The 19,989-nt window shown below is 60.2% G+C and carries 13 protein-coding genes; 7 read left to right on the forward strand and 6 right to left on the reverse strand.

Annotated features, from left to right (window positions below; all coding sequences use genetic code 11):
• Positions 1-2 precede the first annotated feature (2 nt).
• From treS to D3871_RS18080, 7 genes are read left to right on the forward strand one after another with little or no spacing between them, the layout of a single operon-like run.
• Positions 3-3,407 (forward strand): maltose alpha-D-glucosyltransferase, encoded by a 3,405-nt coding sequence (gene treS / locus D3871_RS18050; RefSeq protein WP_119770482.1) that lies wholly within the window; start codon positions 3-5, stop codon positions 3,405-3,407.
• Positions 3,400-5,652, forward strand: coding sequence for a 1,4-alpha-glucan branching protein GlgB (glgB, locus tag D3871_RS18055; protein ID WP_119770483.1), 2,253 nt, complete (start codon positions 3,400-3,402; stop codon positions 5,650-5,652). The genes treS and glgB overlap by 8 nt, the downstream gene beginning before the upstream one ends.
• Before the next feature lie 2 nt (positions 5,653-5,654).
• Positions 5,655-7,778 carry a glycogen debranching protein GlgX gene (gene glgX / locus D3871_RS18060; RefSeq protein ID WP_119770484.1) on the forward strand — a complete coding sequence of 708 codons (2,124 nt, stop codon included), beginning with the start codon at positions 5,655-5,657 and terminating at the stop codon, positions 7,776-7,778.
• Positions 7,765-9,555: a malto-oligosyltrehalose trehalohydrolase gene (gene treZ, locus D3871_RS18065; RefSeq protein WP_119770485.1), complete on the forward strand. Its 1,791-nt coding sequence runs from the start codon at positions 7,765-7,767 to the stop codon at positions 9,553-9,555. Before glgX ends, treZ begins: the two co-directional genes overlap by 14 nt.
• Positions 9,552-11,663: a 4-alpha-glucanotransferase gene (malQ, locus tag D3871_RS18070; RefSeq protein WP_119770486.1), complete on the forward strand. Its 2,112-nt coding sequence runs from the start codon at positions 9,552-9,554 to the stop codon at positions 11,661-11,663. Before treZ ends, malQ begins: the two co-directional genes overlap by 4 nt.
• Positions 11,663-14,464, forward strand: coding sequence for a malto-oligosyltrehalose synthase (gene treY, locus D3871_RS18075; protein WP_119770487.1), 2,802 nt, complete (start codon positions 11,663-11,665; stop codon positions 14,462-14,464). The genes malQ and treY overlap by 1 nt, the downstream gene beginning before the upstream one ends.
• 31 nt (positions 14,465-14,495) lie before the next feature.
• On the forward strand, positions 14,496-15,350 hold the full coding sequence (locus D3871_RS18080) for an N-formylglutamate amidohydrolase (RefSeq protein WP_119770488.1): 855 nt from the start codon (positions 14,496-14,498) through the stop codon (positions 15,348-15,350).
• A gap of 53 nt (positions 15,351-15,403) precedes the next feature.
• Here D3871_RS18080 and D3871_RS18085 read toward each other — a convergent pair whose 3' ends face one another.
• The 6 genes from D3871_RS18085 to D3871_RS18110 all read right to left on the reverse strand — a co-directional run bounded on the left by D3871_RS18085 (position 15,404) and on the right by D3871_RS18110 (position 19,958).
• Complete coding sequence (locus D3871_RS18085; protein WP_119770489.1) at positions 15,404-16,024, reverse strand: pyridoxamine 5'-phosphate oxidase family protein; 621 nt, start codon at positions 16,022-16,024, stop codon at positions 15,404-15,406.
• 75 nt (positions 16,025-16,099) lie between these two features.
• Positions 16,100-16,480: a VOC family protein gene (locus tag D3871_RS18090; RefSeq protein WP_119770490.1), complete on the reverse strand. Its 381-nt coding sequence runs from the start codon at positions 16,478-16,480 to the stop codon at positions 16,100-16,102.
• Positions 16,481-16,488: 8 nt separating this feature from the next.
• A complete protein-coding gene (locus tag D3871_RS18095) occupies positions 16,489-16,836 on the reverse strand; it encodes a VOC family protein (protein ID WP_119770491.1) in 348 nt (115 codons plus the stop codon).
• A 203-nt stretch (positions 16,837-17,039) separates the two neighbouring features.
• Entirely contained in the window at positions 17,040-17,660 is a 621-nt protein-coding gene (locus tag D3871_RS18100) for a hypothetical protein (protein ID WP_119770492.1), read from the reverse strand.
• A 140-nt stretch (positions 17,661-17,800) separates the two neighbouring features.
• A complete protein-coding gene (locus D3871_RS18105) occupies positions 17,801-19,237 on the reverse strand; it encodes an FAD-binding oxidoreductase (protein WP_119770493.1) in 1,437 nt (478 codons plus the stop codon).
• A 268-nt stretch (positions 19,238-19,505) separates the two neighbouring features.
• Positions 19,506-19,958, reverse strand: coding sequence for a TIGR02594 family protein (locus D3871_RS18110; protein ID WP_119770494.1), 453 nt, complete (start codon positions 19,956-19,958; stop codon positions 19,506-19,508).
• Positions 19,959-19,989 lie beyond the last annotated feature (31 nt).

The raw sequence follows: 19,989 nt of genomic DNA on the forward strand, positions 1-19,989 counted from the left end.
GCATGGATCGCCGCAAGACAACCCGGCAGACTACCGGCGCAACAGCCGCGCCGCAAGGCAGGCGTTTCAGCGACGACCCCCTCTGGTACAAGGATGCCGTCATCTACCAGGTGCACGTCAAGTCATTCTTCGATGCGAACAATGACGGCATAGGGGACTTCGCCGGACTGATCGCCAAGCTTGATTACATCGCCGATCTCGGCGTCAACACCATCTGGCTGCTGCCCTTCTATCCTTCGCCGCGTCGCGACGACGGCTACGACATCGCCGAATACCGTGGCGTGCATCCGGATTACGGCACCATGGCCGACGCCAAGCGCTTCATCGCCGAAGCGCACCGGCGCGGCCTGCGCGTGATCACCGAGCTGGTGATCAACCATACTTCGGACCAGCATCCCTGGTTCCAGCGCGCGCGCAAGGCCAAGCCCGGGTCGGCCGCGCGTGATTTTTATGTGTGGTCCGACAATGACCAGGCTTACAGCGGCACGCGCATCATTTTTTGCGATACCGAAAAATCGAACTGGACCTGGGACCCGGTTGCCAATGCCTTCTTCTGGCACCGTTTCTATTCGCATCAGCCCGACCTTAATTTCGACAACCCCCAGGTGCTCAAGGCGGTGCTGAGCGTGATGTCGTTCTGGCTGGATCTGGGCGTCGATGGCTTGCGGCTGGATGCGGTGCCTTACCTGATCGAGCGCGAAGGCACCAGCAACGAAAACCTGCAGGAAACCCATGACATTCTCAAGCGCATCCGCGCCGAACTGGACCGCGCCTATCCCGATCGCATGCTGCTGGCCGAAGCCAATATGTGGCCGGAAGACGTGCAACAGTACTTCGGCAACAACGACGAATGCCATATGGCGTTTCACTTCCCGCTGATGCCGCGCATGTACATGGCGCTGGCGCAGGAAGACCGTTTTCCGATCGGCGATATCCTGCGCCAGACGCCTGAGATTCCGCCGAATTGTCAGTGGGCGATTTTCCTGCGCAATCACGACGAACTGACGCTGGAAATGGTCACCGACCGCGAGCGCGATTATCTGTGGAATCACTATGCGTCGGAAAAGCGGGCGCGCATCAATCTTGGCATCCGGCGCAGGCTGGCGCCGCTGCTCGAGCGCGACCGGCGGCGCGCCGAACTGCTCAACAGTTTTCTGCTCTCGATGCCGGGCACGCCGGTCCTCTATTACGGCGATGAAATCGGCATGGGCGACAATATCCATCTCGGCGACCGCGACGGCGTGCGCACCCCGATGCAATGGACCCCGGACCGCAATGGCGGCTTTTCGCGCGCCGACCCGGCCAGGCTGGTGCTGCCGCCCATCATGGATCCGCTCTACGGTTACGAAGCGGTGAATGTCGAAGCCCAGATGGGCGATCCCTATTCGCAGCTGCAATGGATGCGCCGCATGCTGGCGGTGCGCAAGCAGCACTGCGCATTCGGACGCGGTTCGCTGACCCTGCTGTATCCGACCAATCGCCGCATTCTGGCTTACCTGCGCGAGTTCAAGCCGGAAGGCGAAACCGACGCGATAGAAACGATACTGTGCGTGGCCAATGTGTCGCGTTCCGCCCAGGCCGTGGAACTGGATCTGTCGAATTACGCCACCCGCGTGCCGCTGGAAATGATAGGCGGCTCGGCCTTTCCGCCGATCGGCAAGCTGCCTTATCTGCTGACGCTGCCGCCCTACGGTTTCTACTGGTTCCTGGTGGCGTCCGAAACCCGCATGCCCGCATGGCATACACCGGCGCCCGAGCCGCTGCCCGAGTTGCAGACGCTGGTGCTGCGCCAGGGCATCATGGAAATCCTGGAAGCGCCGCGCCGCGGCATCCTCGAAATCGAAGCGTTGCCCGCCTACCTGCCCAAGCGCCGCTGGTATGCGGCCAAGCAGGAAAAACTGCGCTCCGTGCAGATCGTGCTGGCGACCGCTTTGCCGGGCTCGCAGGCACGTCCGCATGTGATGCCTACCATGCTGGCCGAGGTCGAAGCAAAGACCGCGCAGGGTAGCGAACGCTATCTGCTGCCGCTCGGCTATATCCGCGAGGAAGACATCGTCACGGCGCTGCCCCAGCAACTGGCACTCGCCCGTGTGCGGCGCGGCCGCAATGTCGGCTTGCTGACCGATGCCTTCGTGCTCGACTCGTTCTCTTACGTGGTGATCGAACTGATGCGCGCGCGTGCATCGATTGTTTCGCAAGAAGGCGATATCCACTTCATTCCGACCGACGAACTCGACAAGATAACGATCGGCGATGAACCCATGGTACGTCGCTTGTCGGCCGAGCAATCGAACAGCTCGCTGATCCTGGAAGACAAGATCGTGCTGAAAGTGATCCGCCGCGTCTTGCCGGGCATGCATCCGGAAGCAGAGATGGGGCGGTATCTGACCGCGCTTGGCTATGCGAACGCGCCGCCCATGATCGGCGAGGTAACCCGCATCGCCGCGGACGGCATCCACCATACCCTGATCATGTTGCAGCGTTACGTGCACAACCAGGGCGACGCCTGGCAATGGATATTCGATACGCTTGCGCGCTGGATACAGCAAAGCGCGGTACCCGAACCGATAACCGGCACCGAAGCGACTGATGAAATGTCCGAGATGTCCGATCCCGGCGACGACCTGATCGAGCTGGCGACCATGCTCGGCCGCCGGCTGGCCGAAATGCACAACGCGCTCGCCACGCCGACCGACAATTCCGACTTCGCGCCCGAGGCGGCCAGCATCGACGATGCGGAAGAATGGGCGGTAGGTGCGCGGCGCCAGCTGGAAGCCGCTTTCGACGTCATGCGCGCCAAGACCGAATGGAGCAACGACGCGGAGGCAAAACGGGTCGAACGGTTGATCGCACGGCGCGAGAAAATCCTGGAACGCGTCGATGTGCTGGCGGCGGCCGGCGTCGGCAGCCTGCGCATACGCATTCATGGCGATTTCCATCTCGGTCAGGTCTTGGTTGCGCAAGGCGATGTGTACATCGTCGATTTCGAGGGCGAACCGGCCAGGTCGCTGGAGCAGCGGCGCGGCAAGACCAGTCCCTTGCGCGATGTCGCGAGCCTGTCGCGCTCTTTCGATTACGCAGCGGCATTTGCCAGCAGCGCCGGACCGACCGATCTCGGCGAAGCGGCCGAACTGCGCAAGCAGCACATCATCCGCAACTTTGCCCCGACCTGTCAGGCCGCATTCCTGCAGGCGTATCGCGATACCGCTGCCGGCGCGCTGAAGGCGGGCGACGACACCGAGCGCGGCTTGCTGCAGCTGTTCGTGCTGGAAAAAGCCGGCTACGAAATCTGCTACGAAGCGGCGAACCGCCCGACCTGGATACCGGTCCCGGTCAATGGCCTGGCAAAGATCGCCGATGAACTACTTAGTGACTCAGAATCAGAAGGAGAACAGTCGAATGGCTGATCGCATCGAAGAGTTGGCCGACGTCGACCAGAAAACCCTGGACGCGGTACTCGGGGGCCAGTTGCCGAATCCGTTTGCCCTATTCGGGCCGCATCGCGAAGGCGAGCGGACCGTGGTCCGCACCTTCCAGCCCGGCGCGCGCGCGGTCGACATCGTCGCGCGGGTGGCTGGCAACGATGCGCGCGGCGAGTTGATCGAGTCGTTGTACAACGTGCATCAGAGCGGATTGTTTGTCAGCGCCGTGCCGCTGCCCGCAGGCAAACGCGATTATCTGCTGCGCATTACCTGGCCGACTTCGTCCGGCGGCGAACATGTGCAGTACACCGAGGACCCGTACAGTTTCGGCCTGTTGCTGGGCGAACTGGATATGCACTTGCTGGCCGAGGGCAGCCATCGCGAACTTGGCCGCTGCCTGGGCGCCAATCCCATGGATATCGATGGCGCGGCCGGTACCCGCTTTGCGGTATGGGCGCCCAATGCGCGCCGCGTATCGGTGGTGGGCGACTTCAACCTGTGGGATGGCCGCCGTCATCCCATGCGTTGCCGTTACGAGACCGGCGTATGGGAGTTGTTTATCCCTCGCTTGCGCAGCGGCACCCGCTATCAGTATGAAATCGTCGCGGCCGATGGCAATGTCTTGCCGCTCAAGGCCGATCCGGTCGCGCGCGCGACCGAGCAGCCGCCGTCGACCGTCTCGGTTGTGGCTGCCGACGCGCCGTTCCGCTGGAGCGACGATGGCTGGATGGCCGAGCGCGCGCGCCGGCACGACCTGCGCGCGCCGCTGTCGGTGTATGAAGTGCATGCAGGCTCCTGGCTGCGCATACTGGAGGAAGACGGCCGCAGCCTGAACTGGCATGAGCTCGGTGACCGGCTGATTCCCTATGTGGCCGGCATGGGCTTTACCCATGTGGAATTCCTGCCGATCATGGAGCATCCTTTCGGCGGCTCTTGGGGCTATCAGCCGCTCGGGCTGTTCGCGCCGAGCGCGCGCTTCGGCTCGCCCGCGGGCTTCGCGTCCTTTGTCGACCGCTGTCATGCGGCCGGCATCGGCGTCATTCTTGATTGGGTGCCCGCGCATTTTCCTTCCGACGAACATGGCCTCATGCGTTTCGACGGCACCGCGCTGTACGAGCACCAGGACCCGCGTGAAGGCTTTCATCAGGACTGGAACACGCTGATCTACAACCTCGGCCGCAACGAGGTCTGCGGCTTCCTGATCGCCAGCGCGCTGGAGTGGCTGGAGCACTACCATGTCGACGGCTTGCGGGTCGATGCGGTGGCGTCGATGCTGTACCGCGATTACAGCCGCAAGGCCGGTGAATGGGTACCCAATGTGCATGGCGGACGCGAGAACCTCGAAGCAGTGGCCTTCCTGCGCAAGCTCAACGAGATCGTCCGGCAACGCTGCCCGGGTGCGCTGATGATCGCCGAGGAATCGACAGCCTGGCCCGGCGTCTCGGCGCCGGTCGAAGACGGCGGCCTCGGTTTCACCCACAAGTGGAACATGGGCTGGATGCACGACACGCTGCGCTACATGGCTTACGATCCGGTGTACCGGCAGCATCATCACCACGACATGACCTTCGGGCTGATCTATGCATTCTCGGAAAAATTCATGCTGCCGATCTCGCATGACGAGGTGGTGCATGGAAAAGGCTCGCTGCTCAACAAGATGCCGGGCGTGGATCATGCGCAGCGGCTGGCGAACCTGCGCGCGTATTTCGGCTTCATGTGGACCCATCCGGGCAAGAAGCTGCTGTTCATGGGATGCGAGTTTGCGCAGGAAAAGGAATGGAACCACGATGCCTCGCCGGAATGGAACCTGCTCGACAATCCGGCCCATCGCGGCGTGCAGCGGCTGGTGCGCGATCTGAACCGGGTGTATGCCGGCGAGCCTGCATTGCATAAAAAGGATTGCCAGTCCGACGGCTTTGCCTGGGTGATCGGCGACGACAATGCCAACAGCGTGTTTGCCTTCCTGCGCAAAGGCGACGACGGCGATGCGCCCTTACTGGTGGTGCTCAACATGACGCCGGTGCCGCGCGATGGCTATCGCATCGGCGTGCCGGGTCAGGCCGGCGCCTGGCGAGTAATCCTCAACACCGATGCCGCCGTCTATGGCGGACCCGGCACCGAGATCGCCGAGGTGCATGAAGTGCAAAGACAAGCGGCGCATGGCATGGAGCAGTCCATCGCGCTGCGGCTGCCGCCCCTGTCCACGCTTGTGCTGAAACCAGCACAGTAAGCATGGCGCATATTCCGCTTCCCTTGCCAGTCGCGTGGCCGGGCGTACCCTATCCGCTGGGTGCCACGTTCGACGGCGGAGGCACCAACTTCGCCGTGTTTTCCGCGCATGCGGTCAAGATGGAATTGTGTTTTTTCGATGCATCCGGCCGGCATGAAGTGGCGCGCTGCGCGCTTCCGGAATGCAGCAATGAAATCTGGCACGGCTATTTGCCTGGCGTGATGCCGGGCGCGCTATATGGCTACCGCGCCTACGGTCCTTGCCGGCCGGAGCAAGGCCATCGCTTCAACCCCAACAAGCTGCTGCTGGACCCGTATGCGCGCCAGCTGCATGGACAAGTGCGCTGGAGCGATGTGCTGTATGGCTATCGCTTTCATTCGCCGCGCGCCGACCTGTCGTTCGATCATCGCGACAGCGCGCCTGCCATGCCCAAGGGCGTAGTGACCGATGCACTGTTCAACTGGCATGACGACAAGCCGCCGGCGGTGCCCTGGGAAAAAACCGTGATCTACGAAGTGCATGTGCGCGGCCTGACCGTGCGGGCCGACCGCATTCCCGCCAACGAACGCGGCAGCTTTGCGGCGCTCGGCAATCCTTTTGTCATCGACCACCTGGTCAAGCTGGGCATCACCGCGCTGGAATTGCTGCCGGTGCATGCGATCCTGCAGGACCGCCGGCTGGTGACGGCCGGCCTGAGCAATTACTGGGGCTACAACACGCTGTCGTTCTTCGCGCCGGAGCCGCGTTATCTTGCCGATGGCACGCTCGATGAAATGCGCCATGCGATCCGCCGGCTGCATGCGGCCGGCATCGAAGTCATACTCGACGTGGTCTACAACCATACCTGCGAAGAAAGCGAGCTCGGGCCGACGCTGTCATTTCGCGGACTGGACAATGCAAGCTATTACCGCCTGCAAGCTGGCAACCCGCGTCATCATGTCAACGATACCGGCTGCGGCAACACGCTCAACCTGTCGCATCCGCGCGTGATTCAGCTGGTGATGGATTCGCTGCGCTACTGGGTGCAGGAATTCCATGTCGACGGTTTTCGCTTCGACCTGGGAGTGACGCTGGGACGCGAACACCATGGCTACGATCCGGGCGCCGGCTTCTTCGACGCCTTGATGCAGGACCCGGCGCTGGCGCGCATCAAGCTGATCTCCGAGCCGTGGGACATCGGTCCTGGTGGTTACCAGGTCGGCAATCATCCGGCCGGCGTGGCGGAATGGAATGACCGTTTCCGTGACGATGTGCGCGGCTTCTGGCGTGGCGATCCCGGCCTGCGCGGCGCGGTCGCGGGTCGGCTGCTCGGTTCGGCCGACCTGTTCAACCATCATCGCCGCCGGTCCTGGTCATCGGTCAACTTCGTCACCGCGCACGATGGCTTTACGCTGCAAGACCTGGTCAGCTACGGCCGCAAGCACAACCACGCCAACGGCGAAGACAACCGGGACGGCAGCAATGAAAATCGCAGCGCCAACTGGGGCGCGGAAGGGCCGACCAACTCCCCTGCGGTGACCGCCACCCGCAACAAGCTCAAGCGGGCAATGCTGATGACGCTGCTGTTTTCCAATGGCACGCCGATGCTGCTGGGCGGCGATGAATTCGGCCGTACGCAACTGGGTAATAACAATCCCTATTGCCAGGATAACGAATTGTCGTGGTTCGACTGGGAATTGGCCGAAACATCCGAAGGCAAGGCCTTGCTGGAATTCACCCGCCGCTGCATCGCCGCGCGCCGTGCCGCGCCCACCTTGCAGAACACACGCTTCCTGACTGCGGCATCGAAGATCCTGCATGGCATTCCCGACATTAGCTGGTTCGATGAAACCGGCAGCGAAATGACGCCCGAACGCTGGCATTTTTCCGGCGGCCGGCTGCTTGCATTGCGTCGGGTCGCCGCCGACCTGCAGACCGGCACCGTATCTGTTTCGTTGCTGTTGCTGAACGCGTTCAAGGAAGATCGCGAATTTTCCCTTCCGCCGCCTGCGATGCCATGGAAGCTGTTGATCGACGCGGCTTCAGCTGAAGGTACCGGCCGGCACGGCGGAAAGCTTCGCAACAATCTGATCAACGTCGCCGCGCATAGCGCGGCCTTACTGGTAGCCGACCATGTCACTATTTAATTATTCCTTCGGCGCGCAAGTGCTTGCACCTGACTGCACGCGCTTTCGCCTGTGGGCACCGAGCAGGCAGGAGGTCAGCGTGGAAATCGACGGTATGCCGCCGGTCGCCATGCGCAGGCAGGACAATGGCTGGTTTGAAGCCGAAACACGTTGCGGAGCCGGCGCTCGCTATCGCTATCGCGTCAGCACGGACCTTGCCGTGCCCGATCCGGCATCGCGTGCCCAGGCCGGCGACGTGCACGATGCCAGCATCGTCTGCGATCCGCACGCCTATCAATGGAAATGCGCGGAGTGGCAAGGCCGTCCCTGGCACGAGACCGTGCTGTATGAATTGCATGCCGGAGCGCTCGGCGGTTTCGATGGCGTTGCGCGGCAATTGCCGGCCCTGGCCGAGCTCGGCATCACCGCGATCGAGCTGATGCCGGTTGCCGATTTTCCCGGTCCGCGCAACTGGGGTTATGACGGCGTGCTGTTGTATGCACCGGATAGCGCCTACGGCACGCCCGATCAGCTCAAGGCGCTGATTGATACCGCGCACGGGCTCGGGATGATGGTGTTTCTCGATGTCGTGTACAACCATTTCGGACCGGATGGGAATTATCTCGGCGCCTATGCATCGTCGTTCTTTCGCGACGACATCAACACGCCATGGGGCCAGGCGATCGATTTCCGCAAGCGCCAGGTGCGCGACTTCTTTACCGAAAACGCCATTTACTGGCTGCAGGAATTCCGCTTCGACGGCTTGCGCTTCGATGCGGTGCATGCGATCAGCGAAAAGGATTGGCTGGCCGAAATGGCCGAACGGGTGCGTGCGGCCACCCCGCCGGGCCGCCATGTGCATCTGGTGCTGGAAAACGACGACAACACGTCCAGCCTGCTGGAGCGTACGCCGAAAGGCGGCTTCGATGCGCAGTGGAACGACGACATGCACCATGCGCTGCATGGTTTGCTGACCGGCGAACGCGAAGGCTATTACGCTGGCTACATCAATCAGGCTGAAGAAAAGCTGGCGCGCGGACTGACCGAAGGCTTCATCTATCAAGGCGAGGCGTCGCTGTTTCCCGGCGGGCCGCTGCGCGGTGAACCGAGCGCCCATCTGCCGCCGACCGCGTTCGTGCTATTCCTGCAAAACCATGACCAGATCGGCAATCGCGCGTTCGGCGAGCGCCTGACCACACTCGCACATCCGCTGGCGCTGCGCGCGGCCAGTGCGCTGTTACTGCTGTCGCCGCATGTACCGATGCTGTTCATGGGCGAGGAATATGGCGCGAGCCAGCCTTTCCTTTATTTCACCAGTCATCTTACGCCCGAACTGGCTGGTGCGGTGCGTAACGGACGCCGCGAAGAGTTCGCGCGCTTCAAGGCGTTTTCCGACCCCTCGCTGCGCGAGCGGATTCCCGATCCGAATGCGGAACAGACTTTCCTCGACTCGGTTCCGCGCGCCGAGGGCGAAGCTGCGGGTGCATGGCGCGACTGGGTCAAGGCATTGCTGACCATACGCCGCGAACAGATCATTCCCCGACTGCAAGGCGCCAAGGCGCTCGATGCGCAGATCATCGGACCGTCCGCCATCAAGGCGCGCTGGACGATGGGGGATGGCCGCGTGTTGATGATTGCCTGCAACCTCGGCGACGCCGACGCGCGCATCGCCTATGACCAATTGACAGACGGACAAGGCGGCACCATCCTGTTTACCACCGACGGCGTCGAAGACGCGGTGCCGGCCGACACCATGCCGGCGCATGCCTTCATTGCAATACTGGAGCCTGCATCATGAGCGACGCACACATACTTGAACTGGCAAAAGCCGCCGGGCTGGCGCGAGACTGGACCAATGCCAGCGGGCAGCCCAAGCAGGTCGCCACGGATGACTTGCGCGCCATCCTTGAGGCGCTTGGGTTTCCCTGTACCGGCGAAACGCAATGCCGCGACAGCACCGCGCGGCTTGCCGAACTGAACAGCCCGCACACTATTCCGTTGCTGTTGACCGGCACCGTCGGCCGCGCATTGCGGCTGGGTCCGCTGACTGCATTGGCCGGACGCGAATTCCGCATCGAGCTCGACGACGGTGCTCGCATCGATGGCCGTTTTCCGGCAGACATGTCTGCCGGCACCGAGTTGCCGGTGATCGAGCACTTCGGTTATCACCGGCTGCTGGCCGGCGATGTCGATATCACGCTGGCGATTGCGCCGCCACACTGTTTTGGCGTGACCGATGCGATTGCCGCAAGTGCGGCTGCCACCGATGATCCCAGGCTATGGGGTCTTGGCGTGCAACTGTATTCCCTGCGCCGCAGCGGCGATGGCGGAATAGGCGACTTCACCGGACTGTCGGAACTAGCGCGGTCGGCGGCGCGGCATGGCGCGGCTGCGCTTGCCATCAGCCCTGTGCATGCGATGTTCAGCGCCGACGTGCATCGTTTCAGTCCTTACGGGCCGTCGAGCCGCCTGTTCCTGAACGCCTTGCATATCGATCCGGCCAGCGTGCTCGGCCCCGATGCCATGCAGGCGGCGCTGGCTGCATTGGGCGGCGATGCAGTGAGCCGCATGGCGCGGCTGGAACAGGAAGAGTTGATCGCCTGGCCGGAGGCGGCGACATTGCGGCTGGCGCTGCTGCGCAAGCTCTATGCGCAATTCCGGATCGGCGGCGATCAGTCCGACTTCGATTCATTCCGCCGTGAAGGCGGCGGCGCGCTGCACGACCATGCGCGCTTCGAAGCCCTGCATGCATGGCGACTGGCGCAGGGCGAAGATGCCTACTGGCAGAACTGGCCGGAAGGCTTGCGCAATCCCAGGGCGGCAGATGTCGAAAAGTTCGCGCGTCAGCATGCAGATGACATCGGATTCCACGAGTTTCTGCAATGGCAAGCCGCGCGCGGCCTGCAGGGCGCGCAAAAAGCCGCGCGCGCCGCCGGCATGCCGATCGGCCTGATCGCCGACCTGGCGGTGGGAGCCGACAATGGCGGCAGCCAGGCATGGAGCCGGCAAACCGAAATCATCAACGGGCTGTCGGTCGGCGCGCCGCCCGACCTGCTGAACACGCGCGGCCAGAGCTGGGGATTGGGCGCGTTCTCGCCGCATGCGATGAAGGCAAAAGGCTTTGGCGCTTACATCGAAATGCTGCGTGCGACCTTTGCCTATGCCGGCGGCGCGCGCATCGACCACGTGCTTGGCCTGGGCCGCCTGTGGCTGGTGCCGCAGCACGCATCGTCCGAGCATGGCGCTTACCTGCAGTATCCAATGCAGGACCTGCTGCGGCTGATCGCGCTGGAGTCGTGGCTTCACCGCGCCATCGTGATCGGCGAAGACCTTGGCACGGTGCCGGCCGGCTTCGACATGCAGCTCGCGCAGGCCGGTTTGCTCGGCATCCGGGTGCTGATGTTCCAGCGCGACGGCGAGCGTTTTCTGCGCCCCGACGAATGGCCCCGGCATGCGATTGCCACAACGACGACCCATGACCTGCCGACGATAGCCGGCTGGTGGCAGGGGCGCGATATCGACTGGCGCGTCAAGCTGGACCTGCTGGAACCGGGGCAGACCGAAGGCGAGGCGCGCCATATGCGTGCGCGCGAACGCTCAGCCTTGTGGCGGGCCATGAGCGAGACCGGATTTGCGCATGGCGACGCGCCGCCCACACATGCCGGTACGGCCTCTCTCGATGCGGCGATTGGCTTCATGTCCGCGACGCCGTCGCCGTTGGCGATGCTGCCGGTCGAGGATGCGCTCGGCCTGTCCGAGCAACCCAATCTGCCTGGCACGATCGAGACCCACCCGAACTGGCGCCGTCGATTGCCGCAGACGGTCGATGTGCTGCTGGACGATCCGGCCGCCGCCGGCCGTCTTGCGATCATGAACCGCTCGCGTTCCGCCACGGAGAAAAGCTGATGTCCATCCCGCGCGCCACCGCACGGTTGCAACTGCATAAAGACTTCAACTTCGACCAGGCCCTCGAAGTCGTGCCCTACTACGCATCGCTCGGCATCAGCCATATCTATGCGTCGCCCATCCTGACCGCGCGCAGCGGTTCCACGCATGGCTATGACATTGTCGATCCCACGCGCATCAACGCTGAACTGGGTGGCGAGGAAGGCTTGCGCCGCTTCGTCGCATGCATCCGCGCCGCCGGCATGGGACTGATCCTGGACATCGTGCCCAACCATATGGGCGTGGGCCCGGAAAACCCGTGGTGGCAGCACGTGCTGGAATGGGGGCAGGGCAGTCCCTATGCGCGCTGGTTCGATATCGACTGGCAGCCGGCTGACGAAACCCTGCATGGCAAGGTGATGGCACCCTTTCTCGGGCAGCCTTACGGCGATGTGCTGGCGGCGGGTGAAATCACCTTGCAATACGACGACACGCGCGGCAAGTTCTACGCGGTGTATTACACGCATCGCTTTCCGGTTTCTCCATCCAGCTATGCCGAGATTTTGCGTGCCGCGCAGGCCGAGTTGCTGAACCCCGTCATTGCATCCTTCGAAGAAGGCCGTGATGAAAACGGGTCAATCACGCAGCAAAATGCCGACATGGGCCTGGGCCAGCTGCGCGGCGCGGGGCACACGCCGGAAGGAGCTGCGGCGATCGAAGCTGCGATCGCCGCGTATTCGGCCGCCACGCCGCAAGGCTTGAATGCGCTGCATGCGCTGCTCGAACGCCAGCACTACCGATTGGCATGGTGGCGCTGCGCCGCAGACGGCATCAACTGGAGACGCTTTTTTGAAGTGACCGATCTGGCCGGCGTCAGGGTCGAACAGGACGATGTGTTCGAAGCGACGCATGCATTGATTTTTCGCCTTTACACCGAAGGCTTGATCGACGGCGTGCGCATCGATCATGTGGATGGACTGGCGGACCCCGGAGCCTATTGCCGCAAGCTGCGGCGAAGGTTGCAAGCCTTGACCGCGCAGCGTCCGCCGGAACTGCCGCCGGCGCCGGCCTATATCATCGTGGAAAAGATACTCGCCAACGATGAACAACTGCGCCAGAACTGGGAAATCGACGGCACCAGCGGCTATGACTTCATGGACCGTGTTGGGGCGCTGCTGCATGATCCCGCAGGCGAAGCGGCCCTGTCCGCGTTATGGGCCGACCTGACTGGACATGAGAAGGATTTTCATGCAGAGGTGCGCGAAGCGAGGCGACAGCTGCTGGCCAACAACCTTGCCGGCGAATTTGAAGCGGCGGCACGTGCTCTCCATGCCGTGGCGCGCACCGACCTGCGCACGCGTGACTTTTCGCTCGGTGCAATCCGCCGCGTGTTTGTCGAGCTGCTGGTGCATTTTCCCGTATACCGCACCTATGCCGACAGCAATGGCCGCGACGATCTCGATCAGGAAGTGATCGATCGCGCGTTGGAACAGGCGCGCCAGAGTGTAGATCGTACCGAAGACCCGCTGCTGGATGTGATTGCCCGCTGGCTGGGCGGCGATGCGCCGCGCGATTCCGCTAATCCGCGCGTGCGCAACCTGCACCAGCGCGCGATCACGCGCTTCCAGCAACTGACGCCGCCGCTGGCGGCCAAGTCGGTTGAAGATACCGCGTTCTACCGCTATGGCCGGCTGCTGTCTCGCAACGAAGTCGGCTCCGACCCTGCGCAGTTTGCAATCGATGTACAGGAATTCCACGAGGCCAATGCAGTGCGCGCGGCACGCTTTCCGCAATCCATGCTGGCGACCGCGACGCACGATCACAAGCGTGGCGAAGACGTACGCACCCGTATCGCGGTCCTGAGCGAATTGCCCAATGAATGGGCGCAAGCCGTGCGTGGCTGGATGCGCATCAATGCGCCGCTGCGCATCGAGGTTGCATCCGACGTCGGGTCGGATACCTCGGCTCCGCATGCCGCCGATGAACTCATGCTGTACCAGATGCTGGCCGGCGCCTGGCCCATCGGGCTCGACATCGCCGACAAGGAAGGCATCGAACAATTCGCGGAACGTATCGAGCGCTGGCAGACCAAGGCTTTACGTGAAGCCAAGCAGGTCAGCGATTGGGTCATGCCGAATGAAGAATATGAAGCGGCGTGCAAACAGTTTCTCTATGCCGTACTGGGACCCGGTCCGAACAACACCTTCCTCCCACAGCTTGCCGCCTGGGTACAGCGAGTGGCTCCGGCCGGCGCGGCAAAGAGCCTGGTGCAGACCGTGCTGCGCATGACTTCGCCCGGCATTCCCGATCTGTACCAGGGAACCGATTACTGGGATCTCAGCCTGGTCGATCCGGACAATCGCCGTCCGGTCGATTACGCCGCGCGCCAGCAATCCCTGTCGACGGCGGATGACGATATTGCGAATATCGAAGACTGGCAGTCCGGCCACCTCAAGCAACAGATCGTGCGCCGCAGCCTGCATCTGCGTGCGCGTGAACAGGATCTGTTCGCGCGCGGCGATTATGTTCCGCTTGCGCTTGAAGGACCGCGCAGCCGGCATGCCATCGGTTTTCTACGGCGCTGGCAGGACCGCACGGCCATCGTCATCGCTGCTCACTTGCCTGCATCCCTGATGGGCGACGCGAGCGGCCCTGCCGTTCCTGCAGTCGCATGGCAGGATACGATCGCTCTACTGCCGCAAATGGCGAACGCGACATGGATGGATCTCTACACTGGCAAGACGGTCAGGGTGGTGAACGGTCGCATCCAGCTTGCCGATGTGCTGGCGATACTGCCGGCGGCCGTGCTGCTGGCGGCGTGATTCAGGACGCACAGCTAAATGTTGAGGTGCCATGATGACTCTACCGGCTGGATTTGTACGCTTCCTGTTCCTGCTCTTGATTCAAGCGTCTGCCGGGAAAGCCGTTGCAGCAGAGCCAGAGCGCCTGGTCCTTGCAAGAGCCGGCAATCTGCCAATACTGCTCACGGCGCCGCATGGTGGGTTGGAGGGCATCCCCAACGTTCCCCTGCGCAGTCGCGGGACGACCTCGATGGATGCTTACACCATCGAATTGGCGGAGGCCTTGGCGAGGCATTTGATGAATAGCCTTGGAGGGCAACCGTACGTTGTCGCGGCGCGATTTAGCCGAAAGTACATCGACGCGAATCGCGCGGAAGCCGACGCGTTTGAATCACCGCACGCAAAGTCGACATACGACGCGTATCACGACCAAATTCGACATTTCGTCGCGCAGATGAAGCAACGATTTCCTCAGGGCGCTTTGCTAGTCGACATTCATGGCCAATCGGAGGATCCAGGCGTTGTTCATCGCGGAACGAAAAACGGAGCAACAGTTGCCGCTTTGATCCGAAAGCATGGGCCAGAAGCGCTGAGCGGACCGAACAGCATTCTCGGCGTAGTCCAGAGCAAGGGCTACAAAGTCTTTCCACCCAATACGCCAATTGGCAACCCACTGGAGGATCGGCGATATAACGGTGGGAACGGTGGGTATACGGTGTTCACGTACGGCAGCCGAAATCCGGATGGCCTGGATACAATACAGATCGAAGTTGGTCGCGACTTGCGAACGGATTCACGATTCATCGCGGCCCTGAGCGACGGAGTCGCCGTCTTCTATAGAACGTACCTTGAAGACCCCTTGTCACCGCACTACACTAGCAACGCCATCAACCCGAGCGCTCCGTGAGCACAAAACCACTTGCGGAGCCCCGCCGGCGACCGTGGGGCTGGGGGCGCGATTCAGTACATCGTTGTTTTCAAGCGGTCTGGCAATTCCTTATCGTACTGTTTCCCATCGAGCTCACCCATGGTCAGGTCACTCAGAATCGTGCCAAGGCTCGGCAAAGCGCTTCGGTCGATATGCTGGTCCGCTTCCCAAAGCCGGGACCTCATAACGGCGCGTGAACATTGAAAAAACACGGATTCAACATGAATCCGGAGCACTGAACGAGGCACTTTCCCATCTACCGAGAAACGGTGTAACAGAGCCGGATCGATAAGAATTTCTGCCTTGCCATTCACCCTGAGCGTTTCACCAATACCCGGAACGAAAAAAATAACGGCAACACGCGGGTCTGAAATGATGTTTCGCAGGCTATCAATCCTGTTGTTTCCCCTGCGGTCGGGAAGCAGCAAGGTCTTTTCATTCTCGACCTGAACAAATCCGATCTGATCGCCCCTCGGAGAGACATCCAATCCCTCTGGTCCGCTTGTCGCTATCACCGCAAACGGCGAAGCCTCGATAAAGCGTTGATAGTGAGGATGGACATAAGCGATTTCCTTTTTTATCGATGCTTCCGCCGGCTTTCCATACAATCGCTCCAGCGTTTCAATATCAGAGATCTGGAAGTTATCTTTCATAGGGCATCCGTTCGTTCAGAATATTTAGCATTGAGCCGACGAAGAAGGCATCTTGTTAAGAGAATCCTTTGGGCGTTACACATGACAGACTGCTTCGATATTGTGCCCATCAGGGTCAAGAACGAAGGCACCGTAATAGTTCGGGTGATAATGCGCGCGAATTCCCGGTGGGCCATTGTCGGTTCCTCCCGCTTCAATCGCCGCCTTGTAAAAGGCGTCGACAAGACTTCTGCTTGAGACACGAAACGCCACATGTACAGGGGGATTGTTCGGAGTGCCTCGGCTGATCCAGAATTCCGGCTCCGGCGGCTCACCAAATCCGGCAACGTCAGTATGTCCCGTCACCGAGGCGGGAAATTCGGCGAGCAGACTGAACCCCATCGGCGCAAGCGCGGCCGAATAAAACTGCTTGCTCCTATCAAAATCGCTGACGACTACACCGGTGTGATCGATCATAAATCCTCTTAAGGTTTGAATGAGACGTGCTGCTGGAACGCAAGGTAGTACCCGTTGCAATCATTGATGCCGAACTCCCTGGAGCCGTGCGGCCTGTCCTGGGCGGGCCAAGCCACCGACACCCGGTCTTGGAGAGAGGCGAAATAACTGTCCGCGTCAGAGACGGTGAAGTAAATGGTGCCGGAACAAACAGGAAGACTCCTCCAGAGATCTTGCTGGGTAAAGACGAGCTTTGCTCGGGACCTCTCGGCGGTCAATGTGCCGGCCGTTTCCGAGACATTGAATCCGAGGACGGTCTCGTAGAACTCGCGGGTTTCTTCGATGTCGTTGCAGCGTAGTAGGAGAGTGAGTGACATAGGGACTTCCATGTAGGTATAACGCCAAGCTTCCCGTGCTAGGCGACGTGTTAAGCCGTGGTGACTTCGACATGGTCCTAAGCGGGTAGTCAAAAGTCTTTTGACATTTCGCCGATCCGGTTTATCGAGCTCGGTTCGGCTCCCCTCTCCCGCCTGCGGGAGAAGGGGCCGTGCTCCGTGTCAAAAAAATTTTGATAACTTGCTTAGTAGTTTGCTACTAGCTTGGCAGCTAAAGCCTTGGCTGCAGCTCGCCACGCCGCCTCTCTCGTTGCCGCATTCCTCTTGATTTCGTCAACATCAATAGGTTCGACCGGATTTCCTAGGGGCATCACACGCTCGGTAGCACTCCACAGAATACGGCCAGACGGGTCTCGCATTTCATAGCGTACGCCTAAGATCGGAACAAGTCTTGAACTAAAGCCGTGTGGAATGCTGAAGCCGTAGTTCAGTACTGAAACGTATATGGTGGCGCCTCCAGGTTCCGTCTCGTCCTTTAGAGGAAACTTCCCCGATTGACGAATCTGGGCAAGCGCTTCTTCGTAGACAATTCTATTGATCGATACTCCGGTCTCAGTGGTTTGCTCCTGAAACGATTCACGGCTTTTCTCAATGCCTGGGGCCGCAATCGCCGCCTCAATGGCACCAAAAGCTAGTCCAGTCGCTCCACCTGGCCCAAGATAGGACATCTTGGAAGGTACAGGAACGTCCTTGCTCAACGTAACCGCCTTCACATTCGATCTATCAGAAGTAGCAATTGGCTGTGTACTGGCGCACCCTGAAAGAAGAATAATCAGTGTGACTAGTCCATTGAGTTTTCCGAACATTTGTTCCGCCCTTTTATGTTGTGCTTGATAGTGGATTTTGAGACTCGCCTAGTAAGGCTTAACATCCAAGTAACTGGCGACCCAGACCAGGTGACCGCGTAGCAGCCGGAAGCACTTGGGCGTCCGTTCTGACTGGCATGTTAGGTCTGCCATAGGTACTTATTCCACAACTCATTAGTGAACTTGTTTTGGGCATCTACCGATTTTTTTATCTTTCGAAACTGGCCGGCCTCGGGATAGGCCTCATTGAATTGCTTTACTGTCGCATGTGGTTGGTACGGAAGATAATATCGACCGCTGTTTGCCAAGGCCAAATCAATCAATGCGCGCGTCCATCGCCCCACGTCCTCTTGCGCTCGGCGATGGGTGCGCTGTTTATAGTACAAGACAAAGGAGAACACTTCCTCTTTGGCCCAAGGGAGGATTGATACCTTGTCGGCCGGAGAATGTCTGATCGAGATGTTCAGTGCTTCAACATCGTGTTTCCGCAGTATCGATGCCATACCCCTTGCAAATGGCACAAAGTTACGAATAGGGATGAAGTATTCTTGAAGGACGTAGGTCGATACCGCTCTGGTACGCGGCTCCAGTTCCGCAACGTCAAGGCTTGCCTCATGATTTCGCCACTTTACGACGGGCTTGTCTAGGAGGAGTGGCCGAATGATATCTCTTTGAAGTTTTGCTCCGCCTGGCAACTCTGTTAATGCCCAAATCATGCTTTGCTCAGTTCCGTACGATAAACCTCTTGGGATAAGCCTGTTGAACTCAGTGAGTGGCTTCGATGTTGCCCTCCAAGTCACCGAGACCGGGACATCAAACAACGGTGGCATAAGATCAGCATTGTGCAGAATAGTGGCGCTATCTTGTTCAATCTTCTTTTTGAAGAAATCAGGATATTGGTCAAGGGGAATTATCTCTACGCCCCTCTCCATCCGGAGATTCTCGACTAACTCCAATTCGACTTCAGTGATTACACCGACTCCCCCATATCCGCCAAAAGCTGCGCTGAAAATTTCGCTGTTCTGATCTCTATTCGCCTCAATTATCGATCCATCTGCCAGGACAATCTGGAGTGATCTGACCGAGTAGCAGATCGGGCCATTCCCGACATAACGGCCATGAGCGTTGACCGAAACCGAACCACCCACAGTGAAATTGGAATAACTTTGCATCGTCTTTACTGCAAGGTTATGTGAATCAATGATTTCTTGAAGATCGCGCCAGCGCATGCCTGCCTGGACCCGGACAGCTCGCGCTTCCGGCCTGAACCACACCACCCGGGACATACTGCGCATATCAAGATGCAACCCATCGCGGATCGCAATTTGACCACCCATGCTGTATCGGCCGCCACCGACGGCAATTCTGCCGGGCCAAGTACTGACTAACTCCGATATCTCTGCCGTACTGACAGGGCTGATGATTCTCGCGACTTTGACAATGTAAAGCCCTGTGACATTTGGAACCAAAAGGTCGGCTGCACTAACTGGGATGGGCATGCCTACGGAAAGTAGACCTGCGCCGGCCAAAGAAAGGGCCAAAAACTTTCGACGCGATAAGGGATTCCGATCATCCATGACTGCGGATATCAATTGGCTGCTTCCTTTGGTTTAACATTCGACATGAGCGGTGGCTTTAGGGTGGCAGCCAGTTCAAAGACGTCCGCTCGATGGAGGGGTGTGCGCCCGACATGGACATGATCTGATGGGGTGCAAGTCTCCTGCGGGAGTACCGAACTTGTTTCATAAGAAGCAAGGATAACCCCTGGGCGACGGCAAGTGCAAGACCGCGAGGGATTGTGCGAAGGAAGTCCGAGTGCAAACGTGCGAGCCGACGAACAGAAGGTTAAATACTTCCGGCTACCTGATTAGAACCCGGCGTTACCGGCCAGCGATAAGACAGCACTTGCTCCTTTGGGTAAAAGTGCTCTCTTACCTGACTCAGCTGATTGCCACCTAGTAGATAGACATACTGGTCATCGCAGCGCAAGAAGAAACCTACGTGACCCTTCCAACTGCTCGGGTCTTCTCGGTACAGAACAGCTATGCATCCCGTAACGGGCTGCTCCAGCGGGTGTCCCCATTCCAACCAAGAACGGGCAAGCGCTGACCCTGTACCCGCTATGTTCATTTGCACAAGGCACCAATTGACGAACGACGAGCACCAAGATGCCTTGTCGTCGTACCCACGAATGTTTGTGTACTCGTGGTATTCCATGATTCGCGGATTGCTATTCCCCTCAGGGAACTGAGCAACTCCGACTTCAGCAAACGCTACGGGCAACCACGGTGCTTCCATGAAGGTTCAACTTGTTATAAATCGCAAAACC

Origin of the sequence: Noviherbaspirillum saxi (assembly GCF_003591035.1) — a bacterium.
In the GTDB taxonomy this organism is placed as follows: Bacteria; Pseudomonadota; Gammaproteobacteria; order Burkholderiales; family Burkholderiaceae_D; genus Noviherbaspirillum; species Noviherbaspirillum saxi.

What these genes read in the sequence shown, in the direction of transcription:
- treS (WP_119770482.1), top strand. Translation starts at nt 3, where the DNA reads ATGGATCGCCGCAAGACAACCCGGCAGACTACCGGCGCAACAGCCGCG.
- glgB (WP_119770483.1), top strand. Translation starts at nt 3,400, where the DNA reads ATGGCTGATCGCATCGAAGAGTTGGCCGACGTCGACCAGAAAACCCTG.
- glgX (WP_119770484.1), top strand. Translation starts at nt 5,655, where the DNA reads ATGGCGCATATTCCGCTTCCCTTGCCAGTCGCGTGGCCGGGCGTACCC.
- treZ (WP_119770485.1), top strand. Translation starts at nt 7,765, where the DNA reads ATGTCACTATTTAATTATTCCTTCGGCGCGCAAGTGCTTGCACCTGAC.
- malQ (WP_119770486.1), top strand. Translation starts at nt 9,552, where the DNA reads ATGAGCGACGCACACATACTTGAACTGGCAAAAGCCGCCGGGCTGGCG.
- treY (WP_119770487.1), top strand. Translation starts at nt 11,663, where the DNA reads ATGTCCATCCCGCGCGCCACCGCACGGTTGCAACTGCATAAAGACTTC.
- D3871_RS18080 (WP_119770488.1), top strand. Translation starts at nt 14,496, where the DNA reads ATGATGACTCTACCGGCTGGATTTGTACGCTTCCTGTTCCTGCTCTTG.
- D3871_RS18085 (WP_119770489.1), bottom strand. Translation starts at nt 16,024, where the DNA reads ATGAAAGATAACTTCCAGATCTCTGATATTGAAACGCTGGAGCGATTG.
- D3871_RS18090 (WP_119770490.1), bottom strand. Translation starts at nt 16,480, where the DNA reads ATGATCGATCACACCGGTGTAGTCGTCAGCGATTTTGATAGGAGCAAG.
- D3871_RS18095 (WP_119770491.1), bottom strand. Translation starts at nt 16,836, where the DNA reads ATGTCACTCACTCTCCTACTACGCTGCAACGACATCGAAGAAACCCGC.
- D3871_RS18100 (WP_119770492.1), bottom strand. Translation starts at nt 17,660, where the DNA reads ATGTTCGGAAAACTCAATGGACTAGTCACACTGATTATTCTTCTTTCA.
- D3871_RS18105 (WP_119770493.1), bottom strand. Translation starts at nt 19,237, where the DNA reads ATGGATGATCGGAATCCCTTATCGCGTCGAAAGTTTTTGGCCCTTTCT.
- D3871_RS18110 (WP_119770494.1), bottom strand. Translation starts at nt 19,958, where the DNA reads ATGGAAGCACCGTGGTTGCCCGTAGCGTTTGCTGAAGTCGGAGTTGCT.